The sequence below is a fragment of the Coleofasciculus sp. H7-2 genome (genome assembly GCF_042747725.1).
Lineage (GTDB): Bacteria > Cyanobacteriota > Cyanobacteriia > Cyanobacteriales > FACHB-T130 > FACHB-T130.
Window position 1 is genome coordinate 101158 of record NZ_JBHZGO010000083.1, and the last position, 18827, is coordinate 119984.

Genomic DNA, 18827 nt, shown 5'->3' on the forward strand with positions numbered 1-18827 from the left:
TATTAGCAAGTTCCTATGACCTCAACAGAAACACCATTTCCCATTGGTTTCACCCTTCCCGACCATACCCAATTACCAGAGTCGGATGGCAGCATCGTGCAAAACTTTCAAGAACATCCGCAAAGCATTTTGCTCACCGACTCTATACAGCCACTCTTACAACAAATACATCCCGATGGGCAATACTGCATCGGTCAAGATAGCGGTATCTATTGGCGGATAACTGACCCGCCGCTAAACGGATGCAAAGCTCCCGACTGGTTTTATGTGCCGAATGTCCCGCCGACTTTAAATGGTCAATACCGACGTTCTTATGTAATTTGGCAAGAACTCATAGCACCGCTGATTGTACTAGAATTTGTCTCTGGAGATGGCAGCGAAGAACGAGACCAAACCCCCATGAGTGGCAAGTTTTGGGTTTATGAGCAGGCAATTCGCGTTCCCTTTTATGGCATCTTTGATGCTGGAGTGCTTGTTGATTCTTCTCCTAGACCAGCGTTACTAGAAGTCTATCAGTTGATAGCGGGACGCTATGTAAGAATGCCAGCTAATGAGCGAGGACGCTACCTTATTCCGCCGATGGGAGTTGAGTTAGGAATTTGGCAGGGTCGATACCAAAATACAGAAGTTCCCTGGTTGCGCTGGTGGGATGCTCAGGGGAACCTATTGTTAACTGGATGGGAACGCAATCAGCAGGCTCAATCTCAGATAGAACAGCAACGCGATCGCGCTGAACGCTTAGCAGAAAGGTTAAGAGCAATGGGCGTTAATCCCGATGAGTTAACGTGAGATAAAAAACCGCGATCGGTCGGTATATTAGCAAGTTCCTATGACATCAACAGAAACACCATTTCCCATTGGTTTCACCCTTCCCGACCATACCCAATTACCAGAGTCGGATGGCACATTTGTGAAAAACTTTCAAGAACCGCCCCAAGGCGATCTGCTGACCCACTGTATAGAACCAGTTTTGCAGCAAATTCATCCCGATGGGCAATATTGCATCGGTCGAGATAGCGGTATCTATTGGCGGATAACAGAACCGCCTGAAAGAGGAGCAGAAGCACCAGACTGGTTTTATGTGCCGAATGTCCCGCCGACTTTGAACGGTCAATACCGACGTTCTTATGTCTTGTGGCAAGAATACGTTGCGCCGCTGATGGCGCTGGAGTTTGTCTCAGGCGATGGTTCCCAAGAACGAGACAGAACCCCGATAACTGGCAAGTTTTGGGTTTACGAGCAGGCGATTCGAGTTCCCTTCTATGGCATCTATGAAGTAAATCTGGCACGAGTGGAAGTGTACCAATTAATTAACGGGCGCTATCAGATGATGCAGCCTAACGAGCGCGGACACTATCCCATTGAGCCTTTAGGAGTAGAGTTGGGAATTTGGCAAGGTCGATATACAAATATGGAATTTCCCTGGTTGCGCTGGTGGGATGCTCAGGGAAACTTGCTGCTAGACGGTACTGAGATAGCACAGCTTGCAGAAGAACGCGCTGAACGCTTGGCAGAACGATTGAGGGCAATGGGTGTTAATCCGGATGAATTAGCTTAAGATCGGAAACCGGGTTTCTGGTTTGGATATCACATCAAATTCAGCGGGTCAACATCTATTGTCAAGCTGACTGAGGACGGGCAGAGGAGGCGCAACTCGTTGAAATCCGGTAATTCTGGCAGCGAATCAGGCGCAAACTTGAGCATAATCTGCCATCGATATCGATTCGCCACCCGTAAGATACTCGCCGGTGCTGGCCCTAATATCTCATACATCGGGCTGGTGGGATGGGCATCTGAACTGCTATCCCCCTGGAGTGTATTTGAAGCCAGCCCCGCTGCTAGCATTTCGGCAGTTTCCTGAACTTCAGCGGCATCGGTGCTGCTTAGCCGCAACAAAATGAGACGTCCGTAGGGAGGATAATTCAGCGCCTCTCGTTGTTCTAACTCTGTCTCGATGAAAGATTGATACTGGTGACGCCGTACTGCTTGAATGACTGCGTGTTCTGGGGTGTAAGTTTGAATAATTACTTGACCGGGGTCATTGCCTCGACCAGCACGACCTGCAACTTGTGTCAAGGTTTGAAATGCTCTTTCTGAGGCTCGGTAGTCGGGTAGATGCAGCAACCCATCAGCGGCGACAACTCCCACCAGTGTCACCTGGGATATATCTAGCCCTTTGGTGAGCATTTGAGTCCCAATTAACAAGTCGGCTTCTCCGTTGGTAAAGCGCGTCAGCAGCGTGCGATGAGCGCCTTTGGTGCGGGTGGTGTCGCTATCGAACCGGATATAGCGCAACTGAGGGAACTGCTGCGCTAATTCCTGGGCGACTCGCTGGGTGCCACTGCCGAAAAATTTTAGGTAGGGGGAACCGCATTCGGGGCAGGATTGAGGATGCGATCGCACAAAATTACAGTAATGACACCTCAATAATTCAGCGGCTTCTTCATGAGTGTGGTGATACGCCAGCGAAACATCGCAGTGAGGACACTCAATCACATACCCACAGCTGCGGCAAGAAACAAAGGTACTATGTCCCCGCCGATGGATAAATAAAATTCCCTGTTTCCCCTCATCTTGTAGCTGCTGCAAGCCTTCCTGAAGCGACCGGCTAAAAATCGAGCGATTCCCTTGCTGCAACTCTTGGCGCATATCCACCACTTCTACCGGCGGTAGAGGGCGCGATTGGATGCGTTCAGGCAATGAGAGGTAATGGGTAAGAGAGTTTTCAGTTGAAGAGGTTAACTCCTGACTCGTAATATTCACCCAGGTTTCTAGGGAAGGGGTGGCGGAACCTAAGACGAGGGGGCAGTTTTCCAACTCGGCACGCCAAGTCGCAACCGTGCGGGCGTGATAAGTGGGTGCGGGTTGGTCTTGCTTGAAGCTGGAGTCGTGTTCCTCATCTAACACTATCAGCCCCAGGCGTGGCAGTGGGGCAAAGATGGCTGAGCGGGTGCCAATGACGACTTGGGCTGCACCCGCCAGCATTTGCCGCCAGGTGTCGTAGCGTTCGCCATCGGAAAGGGCGCTGTGATAGACGCAGACTTTGTTGCCAAAACGGGCGCGGAATCGGTCGGTGAGTTGGGGTGTAAGACCAATTTCCGGGACGAGGACGAGGGCAGATTGTCCCCGTTCTAAGATCGGGGCGATCGCTTGTAAATATACCTCTGTCTTCCCGGAACCCGTGACTCCGTGCAACAGCACCCTCGCAAAACTAGATAAAGATGCGATCGCTTCTAACGCCTCAGATTGAGCAGGTGTTAATGCTTTCGGTTGATCCCCAGCCAAGATCGGTTCTGCGGAAGTTCGCAACATCTCCCGTTCTTGAATGACCACACAGCCTTTTTGCTCCAGCGTCTTGATGGTGGATGAACTGGCATTGCAGATTTGCAGCAACTCAGTCAACAACAAATCGCCGCCGCGCCGCCGCAGCACTTCCAAAATTTCCCGTTGGCGCTGCGTCAAGTCGAGGGGAAAAACATCGGCAACCAGCGTCACGGCTTTCTGTAACTTCGGTCGCTGGGTTCTGGGCGGTTCCAGGTAACTTTCGACTAATTTAACCCGCAATAACTCCCGGATTGCTCGATACGCTCCTCTAACTTGACGCTGGAGGTAGACGAAGCTGTAGTCTCCAGAGGGTTGAGCTTGCAGAAGTTCCAAAATCTGACAGGCAGATGGACTCAAGTAATTGGCACTTCCCGCTTGTCCGGCTTGTCCCCCCCTCTCCCCTTCTCCTGGGGCAAGACGGATGCGACGCTGCGATCGCCCTAACAATCCCGGCGGTAGCGCTACTCGAATCACCTGAATCAGCTGGGTGTAGTAATATTCTGCGACTTGGTTCAGCAGTTGCCAGTAAGTCGGCGGGAAAAACCCAGCACTCACCACATCCTCCACATCCCGGATTTTGGCTGGGTTCAAATCTGGCGGCGGTGCATCGCAAATCCGGATAGCGATCGCTCCCAAAACTTGCGCCCCAAACGGCACGCTCAAAATATCCCCCGGCTGCACTTGCAACTGGGCGGGCAACCGATAGGTATACAACCGCTTCTGCGCTTCTGCTTCTGGACAATCCACCAGCACTTCTATCCATCGATTCTGTCCAGAATCAGACTGGTCGTAGGATGCTCTACTTTCCAGCACAATGCCCGAACGCCCGACATTGGGATTTGACGACATATTCCCCCTCTCCCTTGGCAGCCAGATGCTACAGCCAGCTCTCCAGACCGCCATGCTTGTCGCTTACTGTAGACCAGTTAATTTTAGCTGGCTGTAGACTCTTGAGGGACTTGAAATTCAACAACGTCTGAGGTCGTAACGACTAGGATAAAAGTAGGATACAAATGTCCCGCCTGGATGCTTGTATGTGAGTATACTTGCTATCCTCTATCTATCGTGCAGAGCGCGGATGCCTATTTTCTCCCTATCGATAGAGAGGAAAGCTATCAAGTATATGAGATCCTGTGTGAATAGCATAGGAAATTTAAAAAAGTTTAAACTTTCCTGAATTAGGAGTCAGAAAGATGCAAACAATTCCCAGGTTTGGCATGGATTTGAATTTAATTTAATTGAAAATTATCTACGACCTCAAAGCTGATGGCAAGCTTCTGATAGACTAGGGCATCACCTTCATGTTCCCTGATTTTTTCTTAAGACGCATACCAAATCTAAAGCGCTTCTAGATTCTGTAATCGAGAAATGTAATCAGGGAAACAATCAAAAAGCTATTTTCTGGTAGCCTTAAAAAGCTATTTGTAACTTGAAAGGTTGGAAAAAAATTTTGAGTGTTACAAAGCTGGGAACCGATCTGGCATAGCCACGAGCGGATAAATGAAGCTCAAAATTAGCAAAGAATCCAGACAGTAAAAATAAAGTTGACCCTTGAGTCTATGCTCGTAGAGCCTGTCTTCAGTCCGTCATGGATATGTACAAAGAGAGCATCCGTTCCCATCAACTCGCTTTATCCAATACCGACTCAGACCTTGCTATGAATATTGCTGACCTGAACCGAAGCGACGTGGAATCTACATCCGATCGGGATTTTGTAGATATTACCGACCAGCAAATGGAAGAAACCACTGAAATAGAAATCGTCAGTGTTGAAGATGAAATTTCAGAGGAAATCGATAAATTAGCCGATGCCCGCCCCTCTGAATACCGCAAAACCATCTCCGACGATACTGTAGGAGCGTTTTTTAAGGAGATGGCACGCTATCCACTTCTGAAACCAGATGAAGAAGTGGAATTAGCCCATCGCGTCCAATATTTAGTCAAAATAGAAGCGCTCCAAGAAAAATTACAAAAAGAGTTGGAACGCGATCCCACAAAAGCAGAACTGGCAGCAGCAGATGGGATCTCGGAACGGCAGATGGAACATCTGCTGTATCGTGGACGGGTAGCGAAACGGAAGATGATTCGCTCGAACCTGCGATTGGTTGTTTCTATTGCTAAACGATATTTGAACCGAGGTGTTCAATTCCTCGATTTAATTCAGGAAGGGGCGCTGGGATTAAACCGCGCTACGGAAAAGTTTGATCCCGACAAAGGTTACAAGTTTTCTACCTATGCCTATTGGTGGATTCGGCAAGCAATCACGCGGACAATCGCCAACGATGCCAGAACGATTCGATTGCCGATTCACATTGTCGAGAAGTTAAACAAGCTCAAAAAAGCGCAGCGAGAACTCAAGCAAGAACTGCACCGCAATCCGACAGAAGAGGAACTGGCGCAATCTTTAGATATTGAGGCTTCGCAGTTGCGTCAGTTGTTGCAACTTAGAAGGCGATCGCTTTCTCTCAACCATCGCATCGGGAAGGGAGAAGAGACGGAACTGATGGATCTGTTGGAAGATGGCGATAATCAATCTCCCGAAGAGCAGATGAGCGAAGCCATGATGCGCCAGGAAATCTGGGAAGTGTTGGGCGACGTTCTTACCGATCGGGAAAAAGATGTCATATCTCTGCGGTATGGTTTAACCAGCAGCGAACCCTACACGTTAGAAGAAGTGGGCTGTTTATTTAATTTGTCCCGCGAACGAGTGCGTCAAATTCAAAGTAAAGCGATGCGGAAACTGCGGCGTCCCCAGGTTGCCAAACGCTTGAAAGGATGGCTCACGTAAAAGTTGTTCGTTATCAGTGATTAGTTATTAGTTTTATGATTGACCAATGACCACTGACTGATGACTAATGACTACTGAATTGATTTTACGTCCAGCGGAGCCTGGGGATGCGTCGGTGCTGTTTGGGCTAATTAAAGCACTGGCGGAGTATGAGAAACTCTCTGACGCTGTCACTGGCAATGCTGACGCCCTAAAAGACCATCTCTTCGGTTCTAAGCCTTATGTCGAGGCAATTCTAGCAGAATATGCGGGGCAAGCCGTGGGGTTTGCCCTGTTTTTCCATAACTATTCCACCTTTCTGACGAAGCCGGGAATTTATCTGGAAGACTTGTTTGTACTCCCGGAATATCGGCGTCAGGGGATCGGGAAGGCGCTTCTCACCCACCTAGCTCAGTTGGCTTTATCTCGCGGCTGTGGACGCTTGGAGTGGAGCGTTTTAGATTGGAATGAACCGGCGATCGCATTCTACAAGTGCATGGGTGCTGACGTTTTGCCCGACTGGCGGATTTGCCGCGTTACGGGCGATTCTCTCGTGAGTATGGCTGCAACCCTTAACCCCTTCTGCCAGTGACGTAGGCAGCCGTTAGAGGGTGCTGGGGAGATTCAAAAATCTGGGCAACTGAACCGGATTCGATCAATTGTCCAGCGCCATCCTGAACCCAAAACAGCGCCACATCATCCGCAATCCGCTTTGCCTGTGCCAGATTGTGAGTGACGACGAGGACTGTATATTTGCCGCGCAGATTGACGATCAAATCCTCTACGACTTCACCAGAAAGCGGATCGAGGGCACTGCAAGGCTCATCCATTAGGAGAACATCGGGAATGAGTGCGATCGCTCTGGCAAGACACAACCGTTGTTGTTGACCGCCAGAAAGGGCAAGGGCAGGAGATTTCAGCCTGTCCTTCACCTCATCCCACAAGCCGACATCCCGCAAAGCATCTTCGACAATTTCATCGATTTTTTCTCGATTCCTAACTCCGTGTTCTCTAAGCGGAAATTCAAGATTTCTGATAATGGAAAGTGGGAAGGGGTTGGGTTTTTGAAATAGCATTCCTACCCGGCGGCGCAATGAAATTACATCGATTTCTTGCACATCTCGATCCCCCAGCAGAATCCGCCCTGATAACCGACAGTTGTTCGTTAAATCGGTAAGGCGGTTCAGACAAGAGAGAAAGCTTGTTTTACCACAACCGGAAGGGCCAATTAGAGCTGCGATTTCACCTGATTTAATCGCGAGTGTGACATCTTTAAATGCGGGTTTATTCGCGTAAGAAAGGCTTAAATTCTCGGTTTTTATTTCCGGTGGATTACTGGGAAGTGAGGCTAAATTTTGCTCTTGGATATGAATTTCGCTTGTAGAGTGTTTCATGAAGAATTTGAACCGCAAAGACGCGAAGTATGCAAAGGAAGAACGCGAGGTAAGATTGGTTTACGCTACCCAAATTCGGGATTGCCGAAAACGCTCTGCTAGCCAAGATATTGCAGCATTAATGAGTAATAGAAAGCTGACTAATACGAGAGCAGAGGCATAGGCGTTTGGTTCGCCACCAGAGACGTTCATGGCGAGATCGTAAATGTGAACCGAGAGCGATCGCCCGGAATCCCACAGTGACTCTGGCATCCGATCGACATAACCGCTGGTAAAGATTAAAGCAGCAGTTTCAGCGATCGCTCTTCCCAAACCCAACAGCAACCCCACGACTAATCCAGGCATTGCGGCTGGTAGCAGTAACTCCCATAATGTTGCTGTACGCGAGAGTCCCAGCGCCGCCGCCGAACGTCGATAGTCATCCGGTACGCCTCGGAAACCCTCCTGGGTTGAGCGAATCACAATCGGCAGCACCATACACGCCAGCGTCAACCCACCAGAAAGAATCGAAAAGCCCATTCCCAAGGTTTTACAGAAAAAAGCATTGCCGAAAAGACCGAAAACAATTGAAGGGACGCCTGCTAAAACATCCAAGCTAAGGCGCACCAACCGCCCCAAAATACTCTCATTTGAGGTAAATTCAGCCAGCAATATTGCAGTCCCTACTCCTAAAGGAATTGAAACTGCCATGCAAACTCCTACAATCAGCGCTGTCGAGACTAAAATGGGTGCAATTCCTCCATCTCGACCAGCATTGTGGGGCGTTGTTGTCAGAAACTCCCAGTTAATTTGACCGATACCAGAAACAAAAATCTCGCTCAATAGCCATAACAGCGAAGCTGTTATTAAAGCGACAGATGCCCAGACAACTACAATTGAAATTAACTCATAAACAGGTAAAGATTTTAAACCCAAAAGATGGGTTCCTTCTTTTGATTCTCGCCTTTTTACTGGTGATTTTACCAAGGGTTTAGTCATAGATGTGTAATACCGTCCAGGTAAGAATAATTGTAGGTTGGGTTGAGGAACGAAACCCAACATTGATAAGCCTTTGTTGGGTTTCGTTCCTCAACCCAACCTACATTGAATCCTATTAATAAAAATCTCCCTGATTAATCGTTTCGGCAACAACGACTAAAACCACAATCATTGCCATCAATATCAACCCGCTGACAAACAAGGCGGCGCGGTGATTTCCCACGGCATAAGCCATCTCTAGAGCAATATTTGCCGTCAACGTCCGCACTGGCTCAAATACACCCTTTGGTACCTGCACGACGTTACCGCAAACCATTAGCACCGCCATTGTTTCACCGATCGCCCGTCCCGTCTCCAAGATGATCCCCGTTAATAGCCCTGATTTTGCTGCCGGAAAAACCACACCACGCACCATTGCCCAGCGTCCCAATCCCAGCGCCGCTGCACCCTGCAGGTAATCTGCGGGCACGTTGGCAAAGGTGGCATCTGCGACGAGGGCAATGGTGGGAAGAATCATCAGAGTTAGGATAAGAATCCCAGCGAATAAACTCGGTCCCGGCGGGTGAATCCGCCCGATAATTGGCACCAGCACGACTAAACCCCAAAAACCATAAACGACTGAGGGAATCCCTGCTAAAAGCTCAATTAAGCGTCGGTAAATTTTGGCTAGAATCGGGGGTGCGTAATAGTGACAAAAAACTGCTGAAAGAATGCCCAATGGTGTTGCGACTAGCACAGAACCCGCCGTCACAAACAGCGACCCCCACAGCATCGGCATTAGGTTAAATTCTTCGCTAGCTGGATGCCAGGAGGGGTCGTTAAAGAAGCGCGTCAGCCCAATATTTTGCAAGATCGGCAAGGTTTCCCAGATCAGGAATAGCAGAATTAAAAGAGCGATCGCGCCAGAAACAATCGCCATTCCCCGCAATATCCAGACGAGTATGACTTCATTTCGCGACTGGGACAAAATATTGCTCCTTCACAATGTCTTGCACATCTTGAGAACCGGCAAAATCAATAAAGTCTTTTTGCAATCCAGTAGGTGTGGTTTTTGTTACTAAATTGAGAGGACGAGAAATCGGAAATGTGCCGTTGCTGACGTTGGCGATGGAGGCGTCTACTCCTTCTATTGGCAGCAGTTTGATCGGAGTATTGTGAGTGGCACCATATTCGCCAGAACCAATGGAGACATAAGCGATCGCGTTGGGATTCCCTGCTACGGTTTTGATCCCTTGTTCGTTATCGCCAATCACCACATCGGCGCGAATGTCAGTTGTCTTTAATTTGAAGTGGTCGGCAAACAGTTCCAGGGTGGATCGACCCTCAGCTTTATTGACCACCGTAATCGGCGCATCTTTCCCCCCGACTTGTTTCCAGTTATTGATTTTGTCGGTGTAGATATCGACAATTTGCTTGTCGGTCAGATTTTTAACTGGATTGTCTTGATTGAGAATGACCGAGACGCCATCGTTAGCAATGGTAAAAGCTTGCAAATCCTTCTCGCTGTCTTTGAGACTTCGCGAAACCATCCCAATATCCGCCACCCCCTGACGGGCATCTGCTACTCCCCGCGAAGATCCGCCCGTTTGCACGTCAATCCGGACTCCCGGATGTTGAGTTTCATAGCGCTTGGCAATCTCAGCCGCCAGAGGCGCTACCGTACTCGATCCCGTCAAAACCAGCTTGCCTTGTAACTTATCAGACGACTGGGTTGCCGCTTCTTGGGGCTTCCCGCAAGATTGCAGCCAAAAGCAGGTCGCCAACGCCATAGAAAGCGGCACCAGCAGTCTTAGGTTTTTCATCTGTTATAAATTGAGGTTTTTTTATTGATTGGAATCAAAGGAAAGGAAACAACATCCCAAATCAATCGCCCGACCAGCATTTGCCCTACCGATTGCAGGAGCTAGCTGATAAAGCACCGCCTTGCCATCTCGCGTCGCCGTCACAAAACCCTCTTCCCGCAAAACTTTTAGATGATGCGATAGCAAACTCTGTTGCAATCCCAGCACGGCATTCATCTCGCCAACGTGCTTGGGACCGCTGATGAGCAGTTCTAAAACCTGAAGCCGCGTTGAATCTGCCAAAGTTTTCAGTTTTTGGGCACAAAAGGACTGCGATGAGACTTTTTGGGTACTCATAGATTCACCTGTGCGAAGTTGGGAACCAACCCAGGCTTGCCCTGGATCGAGATTGATATCAACTTATATTTATATCAATAACTGTTTATTAATTACAAATTAACCTATTCTTAACCAATGCTGAGATAACGCAGTTGCTCCCAAGATGTCGGGAAAATTCAGATTTTTCACCTGAAAAACAGAACCTCCTTTCCTTGCAAGGAAAGGAGGTTTCCGAGTGTAAGCCGTTCTAGCAGCTTTGTACTAACTGGCTGTTCAGGGGAATTTCTATCGAGAACTCAGTACCCTGACCGGGTTGAGACATACATTTAAAGAAACCGCCGTGTTTTTCTACCACAATCTGGTAGCTAATGGAAAGTCCCAGACCCGTGCCTTTCCCAACCGGCTTGGTGGTGAAAAAGGGATCGAAAACTTGGCACTGCACGTCTGCACTCATGCCAGGGCCATTGTCACTAATCTGAATGACAACGCGGGGGATACCATCTGGGTTGTCCTGCATCACAAAAGTGCGAATCGTAATCTGACTGGGTAAGTTTTTAATTTCCTCAAGCGATCGCAATTCATCGCGTTGCTCTAGAGCGTCAATGGCGTTGCTGATGACGTTCATAAAAACTTGATTTAGCTGACCGGCGTAGCACTCGATAGGCGGCAAGTCTCCATAATCTTTCACCACGTCGATATCGGCATGGTCTGGCTTTGCTTTCAGTCGCTGTTGCAAGATTAACAGAGTGCTGTCGATGCCACTGTGGAGATCGACAGGCTTCCTCTCAGCCTCGTCCAGTCGGGAGAAATTGCGTAAAGACAGAACGATCTGGCGGATGCGGTCAGCTCCAACCTTCATCGATGACAACATCTGGGGTAGATCCGAAGTCAGGAACTCTATGTCAATCGCCTCTGCTCGCTCCACAATTTCCGCATGGGGATTCGGGTAATGCCGTTGGTAGAGTTCCATGAGTCTGAGCATATCTTGGGTATACTCATCAACGTGGCTGATATTGCCGTAGATAAAATTAACCGGATTATTAATTTCGTGAGCGACACCGGCAACCAGTTGACCCAAACTCGACATTTTTTCGGTTTGAATTAGCTGGGTTTGGGTTTTCTGTAACTCTTGGAGGGCGCTAGAGAGTTGTTCTGCTTGCTGCTGGGTTTGAGCGAGTAATTCCGCTTGCTGTTGGTAGAGTTCGGCTTGCTGAATCGCGATCGCCGCTTGATCGGCGAGTTGTTGCAGCAGATCGACTTCCTCCGCCTTCCAAACTCTTGGCGCATGACACGCATGGGCAACCAGTAGCCCCCACAGTTGCTCCCCTCTGCGAATCGGGACGACTAAATTGGCTTTTACCTGAATATGTTCCAAGAATTCGAGATGACAAGCTTGCAAAGAAGCTTGATGCACGTCGCTAATTGCCCGAACCCGTCCGCCCTGGTATAAGATTGCGTACTCTATAGGAAAGCAGTTCTCGTCATATACCTGCCCCAGAATTGATTTCGTTTTGCAAGTGACCTCTTCGACAACCACCTCGCCTTGCCAGCGTCGGGTGAACTGGTAAATTATCACTCGATCTGTATTTAACAGGTTCCGGACTTCGCGCACGATGGTTTGCAGGATGGTTTTTAGCTCCAAAGTGCTGCGGATTTGGTCGATGACTTGCTTAAGAACGCTAGCCCACTCCAAGGATTGTTGTAACTTGACTGTACGCTCTTGGACTTGACAATCGAGGTTGACATTCAGACGCTGCACCTTTTGGTACAGTCCATACTGCTCAATCGCCATTGAGAAGCGATCGCCCAAAGCATCAGCGAGTTCAATCTCTTCCGGAGTCCACTGGCGAGGTTGACCTCTTTTTAGCTGTCGCCAAAGTTCAAAGGATTTACGGGGGTGGACTTGTCGCGTATCGGGGTCAAAATGCCCAGCCCATAACGTTTCTGTGTCAATTTCATCTCGAAAAATGGTCAAGTATCCCACCAACTGTTGACGGTGTTGGAGGGGTACAATCAACACGCCTTGAATCAGAGTAGATTGAAATACGGTTCCTAGCGGTTGCAAATATGTTTGTTTATACAAATCAGCGATCGCCACAATGCCACTGCTACCGCTAGCATCTGCTGTAACGAGGTTTAAATTGGTCCCACTTAACCATTCTTGCCAGAGAGGATGCTGCTCAATTAGAACGGATGAGGCAGGATTTGCTGCTACCACTCCCGGTTCTACTAGCGTCAATTGATTGCCACAGGTGTATACCACCGCTGACAAGCCAGTGGTTTCTGGGGTTATGTACAGTCTGCCACCGGAACCTTGCAAAGCGGTAACGGTTTCCTCAAGGGCTGATTGCAGCTCAATGGTATGTAGTGAATGCAGCAGGGTAGAGACACGGTTAAGAGTGACTTCTCGTTGAGTTTTTTCGCGGGTTTGGGTGAGTAAAGTTGATTGGGCGATCGCCATCGACACTTGATCCGCTACCATCTGGACAATTTCCAGTTCCCGTTCTGAAATTACTTGCGGTTGCGAATAGTGAGCGACTAAAAGCCCCCACAAGCGATCGCCATGCAGAATCGGCACCACCAGCGAAGACTCCACGCCCATTGATTTGAGATATGCCACATGGCAAGGGTCTACAGGGCGATAGTGGATCTTTCTGGTTTCTAGGGATTCTCCGGTTTCTGGAGAATCCAGTAGCGATAAACCAATAAGTCCGGAAGCAACATTCACAATCGAACGCAGACGCACTTTCCGATAGAGTTCGCGTGCTTGGGGAGGAATGTCATCCGCTGGAAAGTTCAAACCTTTTAAAGACGGAAGGCGATTTTTATGAATAAATTCGGCAATCACTTCTCCACTTTCATCAGCATGAAACCGATATACCATGACTCGGTCTGCTTCTAGTAACGAACTGACTTCTGCCACCGTTGCGATTAAAATTTCTTGAAATTCTAGGGATTGACGAATCCGGTTAGTGATTCGGTGCAGCAATCCTTCCCGATCTAATTCTGGCTGTAAAACTTGCGTATTTCTACTGAAAGTCATTTCTTTATCCACGACGCTTATAATATTTGTGGCTTTTTCCGCACTGTATCTATTTTCGGTGTGCTGACTAACTTCAGTCATACGTGAAAATATGGAACTTTTAAAAAAATGCTGTAGATTTGGGGATTTTTTATAAAATGAGTTGCTATAAATCCTATCCAGCAGCTAAAGTTTCTAGCTTTCTTTCCCGTCCACTGGGTAAACGCATCTTGAGCCTGGTGATTTCCCCTAAATAGCCTAGGGTTGAGGATTACGGAGTCAACGGCGTCGTGGTAGATTCGGTCAGTCCGGAAATTCCCCAGCGCGATCGCGCGTTGCGCCGACCTGTCGGTTCGCTCTTAAGAAGGTCAGTTAATTTAAACTCTAATTGGAATCTTGATGGCAAACTCAGCCCCTTGACCGGCTGCTGAAATACACTCCAATTGTCCCCCGTGTTTTTCCACTACAATTTGGTAGCTAATCGCTAAACCCAGCCCAGTTCCTTTGCCAACGTTTTTCGTCGTAAAGAAGGGATCGAAGAGTCTTGGCTGAACCTCAGATGGAATCCCCAAGCCATTGTCAATTATTCGGATTTCTACTTGATTTTTCCCTGCAACTTTGGTGCAAATCCAGATAGTAGTGGGGTTACATTTAATTTCATCGGTCGAGCGTTTACGATTAAATTCATCGAGAGAATCAATTGCATTTGTAAGTAAATTCATAAACACTTGATTCAGTTGTCCGGCATAGCATTCTACTAAAGGCAAATTGCCATACTCTTTAATAACCTGAATTTCAGGATGTCCCGGCTTATCTTTTAGTTGATTTTGTAAAATTACCAGCGTATTCTCAAGACCCTCATGAATATCAACGGCTTTCATTTCCGCCTCATCCAAACGAGAGAAGTTTCTCAGAGATAGAACAATTTGACGAATCCGTTCGGCTCCAACTTTCATAGAAGATAGAATTTTATGAAAATCTAGGAGCAGGAATTCGAGTTCAATTTCTTCGATATAGGCTTGAATTTCCGGATCAGGATTGGGGTAGTGTTGCTGGTACAAATTTAGGAGTTTGAGCAAATCTTCTAGGTATTCATTGGCAGGAGAGACGTTGCCATAAATGAAGTTGACTGGATTATTAATTTCATGAGCAACTCCAGCCACCAGTTGACCCAAACTAGACATTTTTTCAGTTTGAATTAATTGAGTTTGAGTTTGTTTCAACTCAGATAGAGTTTGTTGCAACTCTTGAGCTTTGTCTCGGTATTGAGCTTCAGCCTTTTGAATCTCTTCAAACAACCGGGCATTTTCTAAAGCAGTGGCGATTTGTCCCGCCAGGGTGTTGAACGTCTCCAGATCAGTTTGACTGAAGCGATCGCTTTCATTGTCTTGAATGTCCAGCACTCCTAGTAGCGCCCCACGGGCGATCAAGGGCACCGCTGCGGAAGAACCGATTGGGATGGGTTTCAAGCCTGCTGCTAGCCCTGCATTGTCCTGATTATCCACCCAGATCGTTTGCTGATTTCGGGCAGCAAGGGCGACCAAGCTGCGATCGTCAAGAGACAGACAAGCACTTTCATCATGCCCAAGCATATCCTGGTTGCCAGAGTCAGCCCGTCGGATGAGTTGATTCGTGGTTTGATCCAACAGATAAATTTGCACGTAGTGTAAGCCAAAGCGATTCTGCATGAGGGCGATCGCTTCGCGCAACAGCCGTTCCGGATCTACGATCGCTTTCGACAGTTCGCTGACGGCAACCGTAACGTGTTGACTGACTTCCAGTTCGCGGGTACGCTCTTCTAAGCCTTGAAGCAATTTACCGACTTGTTCTGCCATCGCATTGAAACTCAAAGCTAGCACCCCAATTTCATCCTGTGATTTGATAGAAGTACGAGCATCAAGGTTGCCAGCAGTGAATTGAGTCACTGTCCCAGCTAGATTAATCAGCGGCTTAGCCAGAAGTTGTCCGATCGTGATAGCCGCGATAATGACTACACCGGCAATGATCGCAGCCAGTAATAGCGTGGCGCGGATTTGGGCTTCGATAGGCGCTAGAAATACTGCTTTCGGCTGCACAAACACTACAAACCACGGCTGCGTCTTTAACTTGGTGACAGCGGCTGCATTTAGATCGTTGTTTGTAGAGGATAAAGCGGTTGTAAAGTAAGGGGATGTGGCAGCGTTATCTAGACCTTGCTCAAAAGCAGGGAAATTTGTCGATAAGTCTGCCGTTGTACCCTTTGGCAACCGTCCTTTTACTTGCAGAGCTTTCACTTTAGCCGGTGGGAGTGGTGTTACCGATTTAAAATTTAACTCAGGTGCGTTGCCGTCAGCTAAACGGATATGATTTTCGTCCAGCAAAATCGCAAAAGATGCGCTTCTTCTCACTAGGTTGGTATTTTGGCTAACCAATCGCTGGACAACAGCAGCCTTATAACAGATATGCAACACACCGATAATATTTCCAGCGGCATTCCGTACCGGGCTACTGAAAAACACACTCACCTCACGAGTAGTTGGGGAAAACTGGATGGGCGAGACATAGGGTAAGCCAGTTTTGAGCGGTTGCTGAAAGTAATCCTGGTCAGATTTATCTTTACCAATATCTGGTGTATACGTATCAATTACATCTCGCCCCTGGCGATCGAGCAGCGCGTATGATGAGATATTCAAAGTATCTTTACGGCTGAGCGAACGTAAAGCGCCCTCGACTTCTGCGGCAATATTTTGTCTCTGATTAGCAGGTAAACTTAAGTACTTCGCGAATACTGGCAACTGAGCTTCAACCCGGACAGCATCCAGATTGGAGGAGATAAAGGCATCTAGACTCAGGGCAGTTTGAGAGGCGGCTGTTAAGAGGGTTTGATTGGCATTGTTCGTCAGTGTCTTTTGGGTGGAGCGCTGATTCAAGAATGCCAGTAATAGCAAAGGGAGAAGCGCTACACCCAAGAAAGAAAAGATCAGTTTATTGCGTAGGGTATAAAGTTGAAAATGTTTCACGCTCACTTTACCTTTTGTAACTGCTGTACAAAGGATGGATCGAGCAGTTTTTGAATATTTAGCGCCGCGTTTAGCCCTCCGGTGCGAGTATAGAAGTCGGCGTACAATTTGGCTGTATAGTACAAAGAATCCTCTGTGTTGCCAGGAGTAAAGGCTTTTAAATTGTCTTGCAAGGTGTATAACTGGACTCCATCGGTGGAAACTTCTTCAGGTTTGAGGTTTAGTGTTTTGGCAATCAGTGCATTACTTTCCTCTGGATGAGCCTTCCAGTAATCTTGGGCTTGGAACCAAGCTCGGATAAATGCCTGTATTTGAAGAGGGCGATCGCGTACTACCGAAGTGCGAAAAGCGATGACATTCGGAAGCAATCCAGGTGTTTGCTTAGTGCTAAGTAGCACCTGCGCCCCGGCTTTTACCGCTTGCCCTGTGTATGGCTCCCAAGTATTTCCAGCTTGAATGTCACCACTTTGTAAACCCGCTGGAACCGATTCCGGTTCTACATTGACGAGAGTCACGTCATTAGTGGTGAGGTGATTTTTGTGCAGCAAGGTGCTGATAAATAATTCTCCAAAATCACCTAACTTAGTGCCGATTCGCTTGCCTTTTAAGTCATTCATGCTTTTAATATCGCGTTGCACCACCAAAACGTCCGCACCCGCTGATTGATCTGTCACTTGGGTAATCTGTACGTCTGGATTTTTCCCAATAATGTTGATGATGCTACCCAATGAGGTAGCGATCCCGTCGGCTCTATCAGCACTAAAGGCAGATATTGATTCTACGTAGTTTTCTATATAGATGGGTTCAACTTTCACCCCTTGAGCCGTGAAGAAACCTTTTTCGTGAGCGATCGCTATCGGAAAATTCCCAGGCCACAAATTGTAAATAACTCTCAGGGTCGGAAGCTCGCTTCGAGAAGTCACCTTGGGCGTGCTATTACAAGCGGTGATGAGTACAATGCTTAACAAGAAAAAAGATAGAAAGCGGAAAAATCGAGATTTCATACAAACCTATTGATTTTGTGACTGAATGCGGTCATGTTAGCTAAGTGTCAACTTCCCGATTGCAACTGCTGCACAAAAGACGGAACAATCAGTTTTTGAATATCCGGTGCAACGCTTAGCCCTCCGGTGCGAATATAGAAGTCAGCGTACAATTTGGCAGTATAGTACAACGACTGGGTTGTGGAACCGGGAGTAAACGCTTTTAAGTTGTCTTTTAAGGTGTACAACTTGACACCCTCATTGGAAACTTCTTCAGGTTTGATAGAAAGCGTTTTAGCAATCAGTGCTTTACTTTCTTCGGGATTTGCCTGCCAATAGTCTTGAGCTTGGAACCAAGCGCGAATAAAAGCTTGAATATCTTTTGGGCGATCGCGTACTACTGAGGTGCGAAACACAATTACCGTTGAAATTAAACCGGGTGTGTCCTTACTGGTGAATAATACTCGCCCTCCAGATTTGGTTACTTCAGATAGGTACGGTTCCCAAGTATGTCCCGCTTGAATATCACCGCTCTTAAAACCTGCTGGAACCGCTTCTCCTTCTACGTTGACTAGGGTCACATTATCGGTAGTCAAACCATGTTTCTGGAGCATTTCGATAACAAACAATTCTCCATCGCCTAACCTGACTCCGAGGCGCTTGCCCTTCAAGTCAGCGACATTTTTAATATCCGGGCGAACTACAATTGAGTCAGAACCAGCCGATTCATCAGTTGCCATCGCAATCTGCACATCTGGGTTTTTCTCAATCATGCTCATCAAGCTACCCATTGTGATGGCGACTCCATCATATTTTCCAGCACTGAATTCAGATACCGATTCTAGATAGTTTTGGATATAGACGGGTTTGACTTTCACCCCTTGAGCTGAGAAGAATTCTTTTTCAGATGCGATCGCTATCGGAAACAGTCCAGGCCACAGATTGTAACCGACGATCAGGGGCTGAGTCTCTTTTTGGGAAGTTACGGTTGTCGTGCTATTGCAGGCTGCGATTAGCACAATGCTGAGCAAAAAAAGAGACACCAAGCGGAAAAGTCGAGATTTCATAGAAACTTTTTTTGTGACTAAACTGGGATTATGCTGCCTTTTATCGTTGAACCGATCGACAGCTTTACGAACGTTCGGTCTCAACTCCTGCGCTTCTATTGGCTCAAAGCCTTGTCATCCCTTGGTTTTTGTCTCGCTAACTCAGGAATTCAGCGATCGCCTACAAGGATGAC

General features: G+C 47.7%; 14 protein-coding genes. 4 read left to right on the top strand and 10 right to left on the bottom strand.

The genetic code is table 11. The features are described 5' to 3' along the window. Positions 1-15 precede the first annotated feature (15 nt). Positions 16-789: a Uma2 family endonuclease gene (locus tag ACFW2W_RS16560; protein WP_378180271.1), complete on the top strand. Its 774-nt coding sequence runs from the start codon at positions 16-18 to the stop codon at positions 787-789. A 40-nt stretch (positions 790-829) separates the two neighbouring features. Next, positions 830-1558, top strand: coding sequence for a Uma2 family endonuclease (locus ACFW2W_RS16565; RefSeq protein WP_378180273.1), 729 nt, complete (start codon positions 830-832; stop codon positions 1556-1558). Between the two features lie 29 nt (positions 1559-1587). Here the strand turns inward: ACFW2W_RS16565 and priA are convergent, their stop codons facing one another. Further along, complete coding sequence (gene priA / locus ACFW2W_RS16570; protein WP_378180275.1) at positions 1588-4173, bottom strand: primosomal protein N'; 2586 nt, start codon at positions 4171-4173, stop codon at positions 1588-1590. Positions 4174-4981: 808 nt separating this feature from the next. Between priA and ACFW2W_RS16575 the strand changes: the two genes are divergently transcribed. Together ACFW2W_RS16575 and ACFW2W_RS16580 are read left to right on the top strand one after the other, a co-directional pair. Further along, positions 4982-6112 carry an RNA polymerase sigma factor, RpoD/SigA family gene (locus ACFW2W_RS16575; protein WP_378180369.1) on the top strand — a complete coding sequence of 377 codons (1131 nt, stop codon included), beginning with the start codon at positions 4982-4984 and terminating at the stop codon, positions 6110-6112. Between the two features lie 67 nt (positions 6113-6179). Then, on the top strand, positions 6180-6683 hold the full coding sequence (locus tag ACFW2W_RS16580) for a GNAT family N-acetyltransferase (RefSeq protein WP_378180277.1): 504 nt from the start codon (positions 6180-6182) through the stop codon (positions 6681-6683). On the opposite strand, the gene ACFW2W_RS16585 is transcribed toward ACFW2W_RS16580, so the two are convergent. The 9 genes from ACFW2W_RS16585 to ACFW2W_RS16625 form a co-directional block, all read right to left on the bottom strand. Further along, positions 6664-7485, bottom strand: coding sequence for a phosphate ABC transporter ATP-binding protein (locus tag ACFW2W_RS16585; RefSeq protein ID WP_378180279.1), 822 nt, complete (start codon positions 7483-7485; stop codon positions 6664-6666). The genes ACFW2W_RS16580 and ACFW2W_RS16585 overlap by 20 nt on opposite strands. 60 nt (positions 7486-7545) lie before the next feature. Beyond that, positions 7546-8463, bottom strand: a complete 918-nt coding sequence (gene pstA, locus ACFW2W_RS16590) for a phosphate ABC transporter permease PstA (RefSeq protein ID WP_378180281.1) — start codon at positions 8461-8463, stop codon at positions 7546-7548. Positions 8464-8578: 115 nt separating this feature from the next. Beyond that, the gene (gene pstC / locus ACFW2W_RS16595; RefSeq protein WP_378180284.1) at positions 8579-9430 is read right to left on the bottom strand and encodes a phosphate ABC transporter permease subunit PstC; all 852 of its coding nucleotides are present in this window, start codon (positions 9428-9430) and stop codon (positions 8579-8581) included. Continuing rightward, on the bottom strand, positions 9411-10265 hold the full coding sequence (locus ACFW2W_RS16600) for a phosphate ABC transporter substrate-binding protein (protein WP_378180287.1): 855 nt from the start codon (positions 10263-10265) through the stop codon (positions 9411-9413). Before ACFW2W_RS16600 ends, pstC begins: the two co-directional genes overlap by 20 nt. Positions 10266-10286: 21 nt before the next feature. Then, positions 10287-10601, bottom strand: a complete 315-nt coding sequence (locus ACFW2W_RS16605; RefSeq protein WP_378180290.1) for an ArsR/SmtB family transcription factor — start codon at positions 10599-10601, stop codon at positions 10287-10289. Positions 10602-10830: 229 nt separating this feature from the next. Next, entirely contained in the window at positions 10831-13707 is a 2877-nt protein-coding gene (locus ACFW2W_RS16610; RefSeq protein ID WP_378180293.1) for a GAF domain-containing protein, read from the bottom strand. 275 nt (positions 13708-13982) lie between these two features. Further along, positions 13983-16604, bottom strand: a complete 2622-nt coding sequence (locus tag ACFW2W_RS16615; protein ID WP_378180296.1) for an ATP-binding protein — start codon at positions 16602-16604, stop codon at positions 13983-13985. Positions 16605-16606: 2 nt separating this feature from the next. After that, positions 16607-17608, bottom strand: coding sequence for an ABC transporter substrate-binding protein (locus ACFW2W_RS16620; RefSeq protein ID WP_378180299.1), 1002 nt, complete (start codon positions 17606-17608; stop codon positions 16607-16609). 47 nt (positions 17609-17655) lie between these two features. After that, a complete protein-coding gene (locus tag ACFW2W_RS16625; RefSeq protein ID WP_378180302.1) occupies positions 17656-18654 on the bottom strand; it encodes an ABC transporter substrate-binding protein in 999 nt (332 codons plus the stop codon). Positions 18655-18827: the final 173 nt, after the last annotated feature.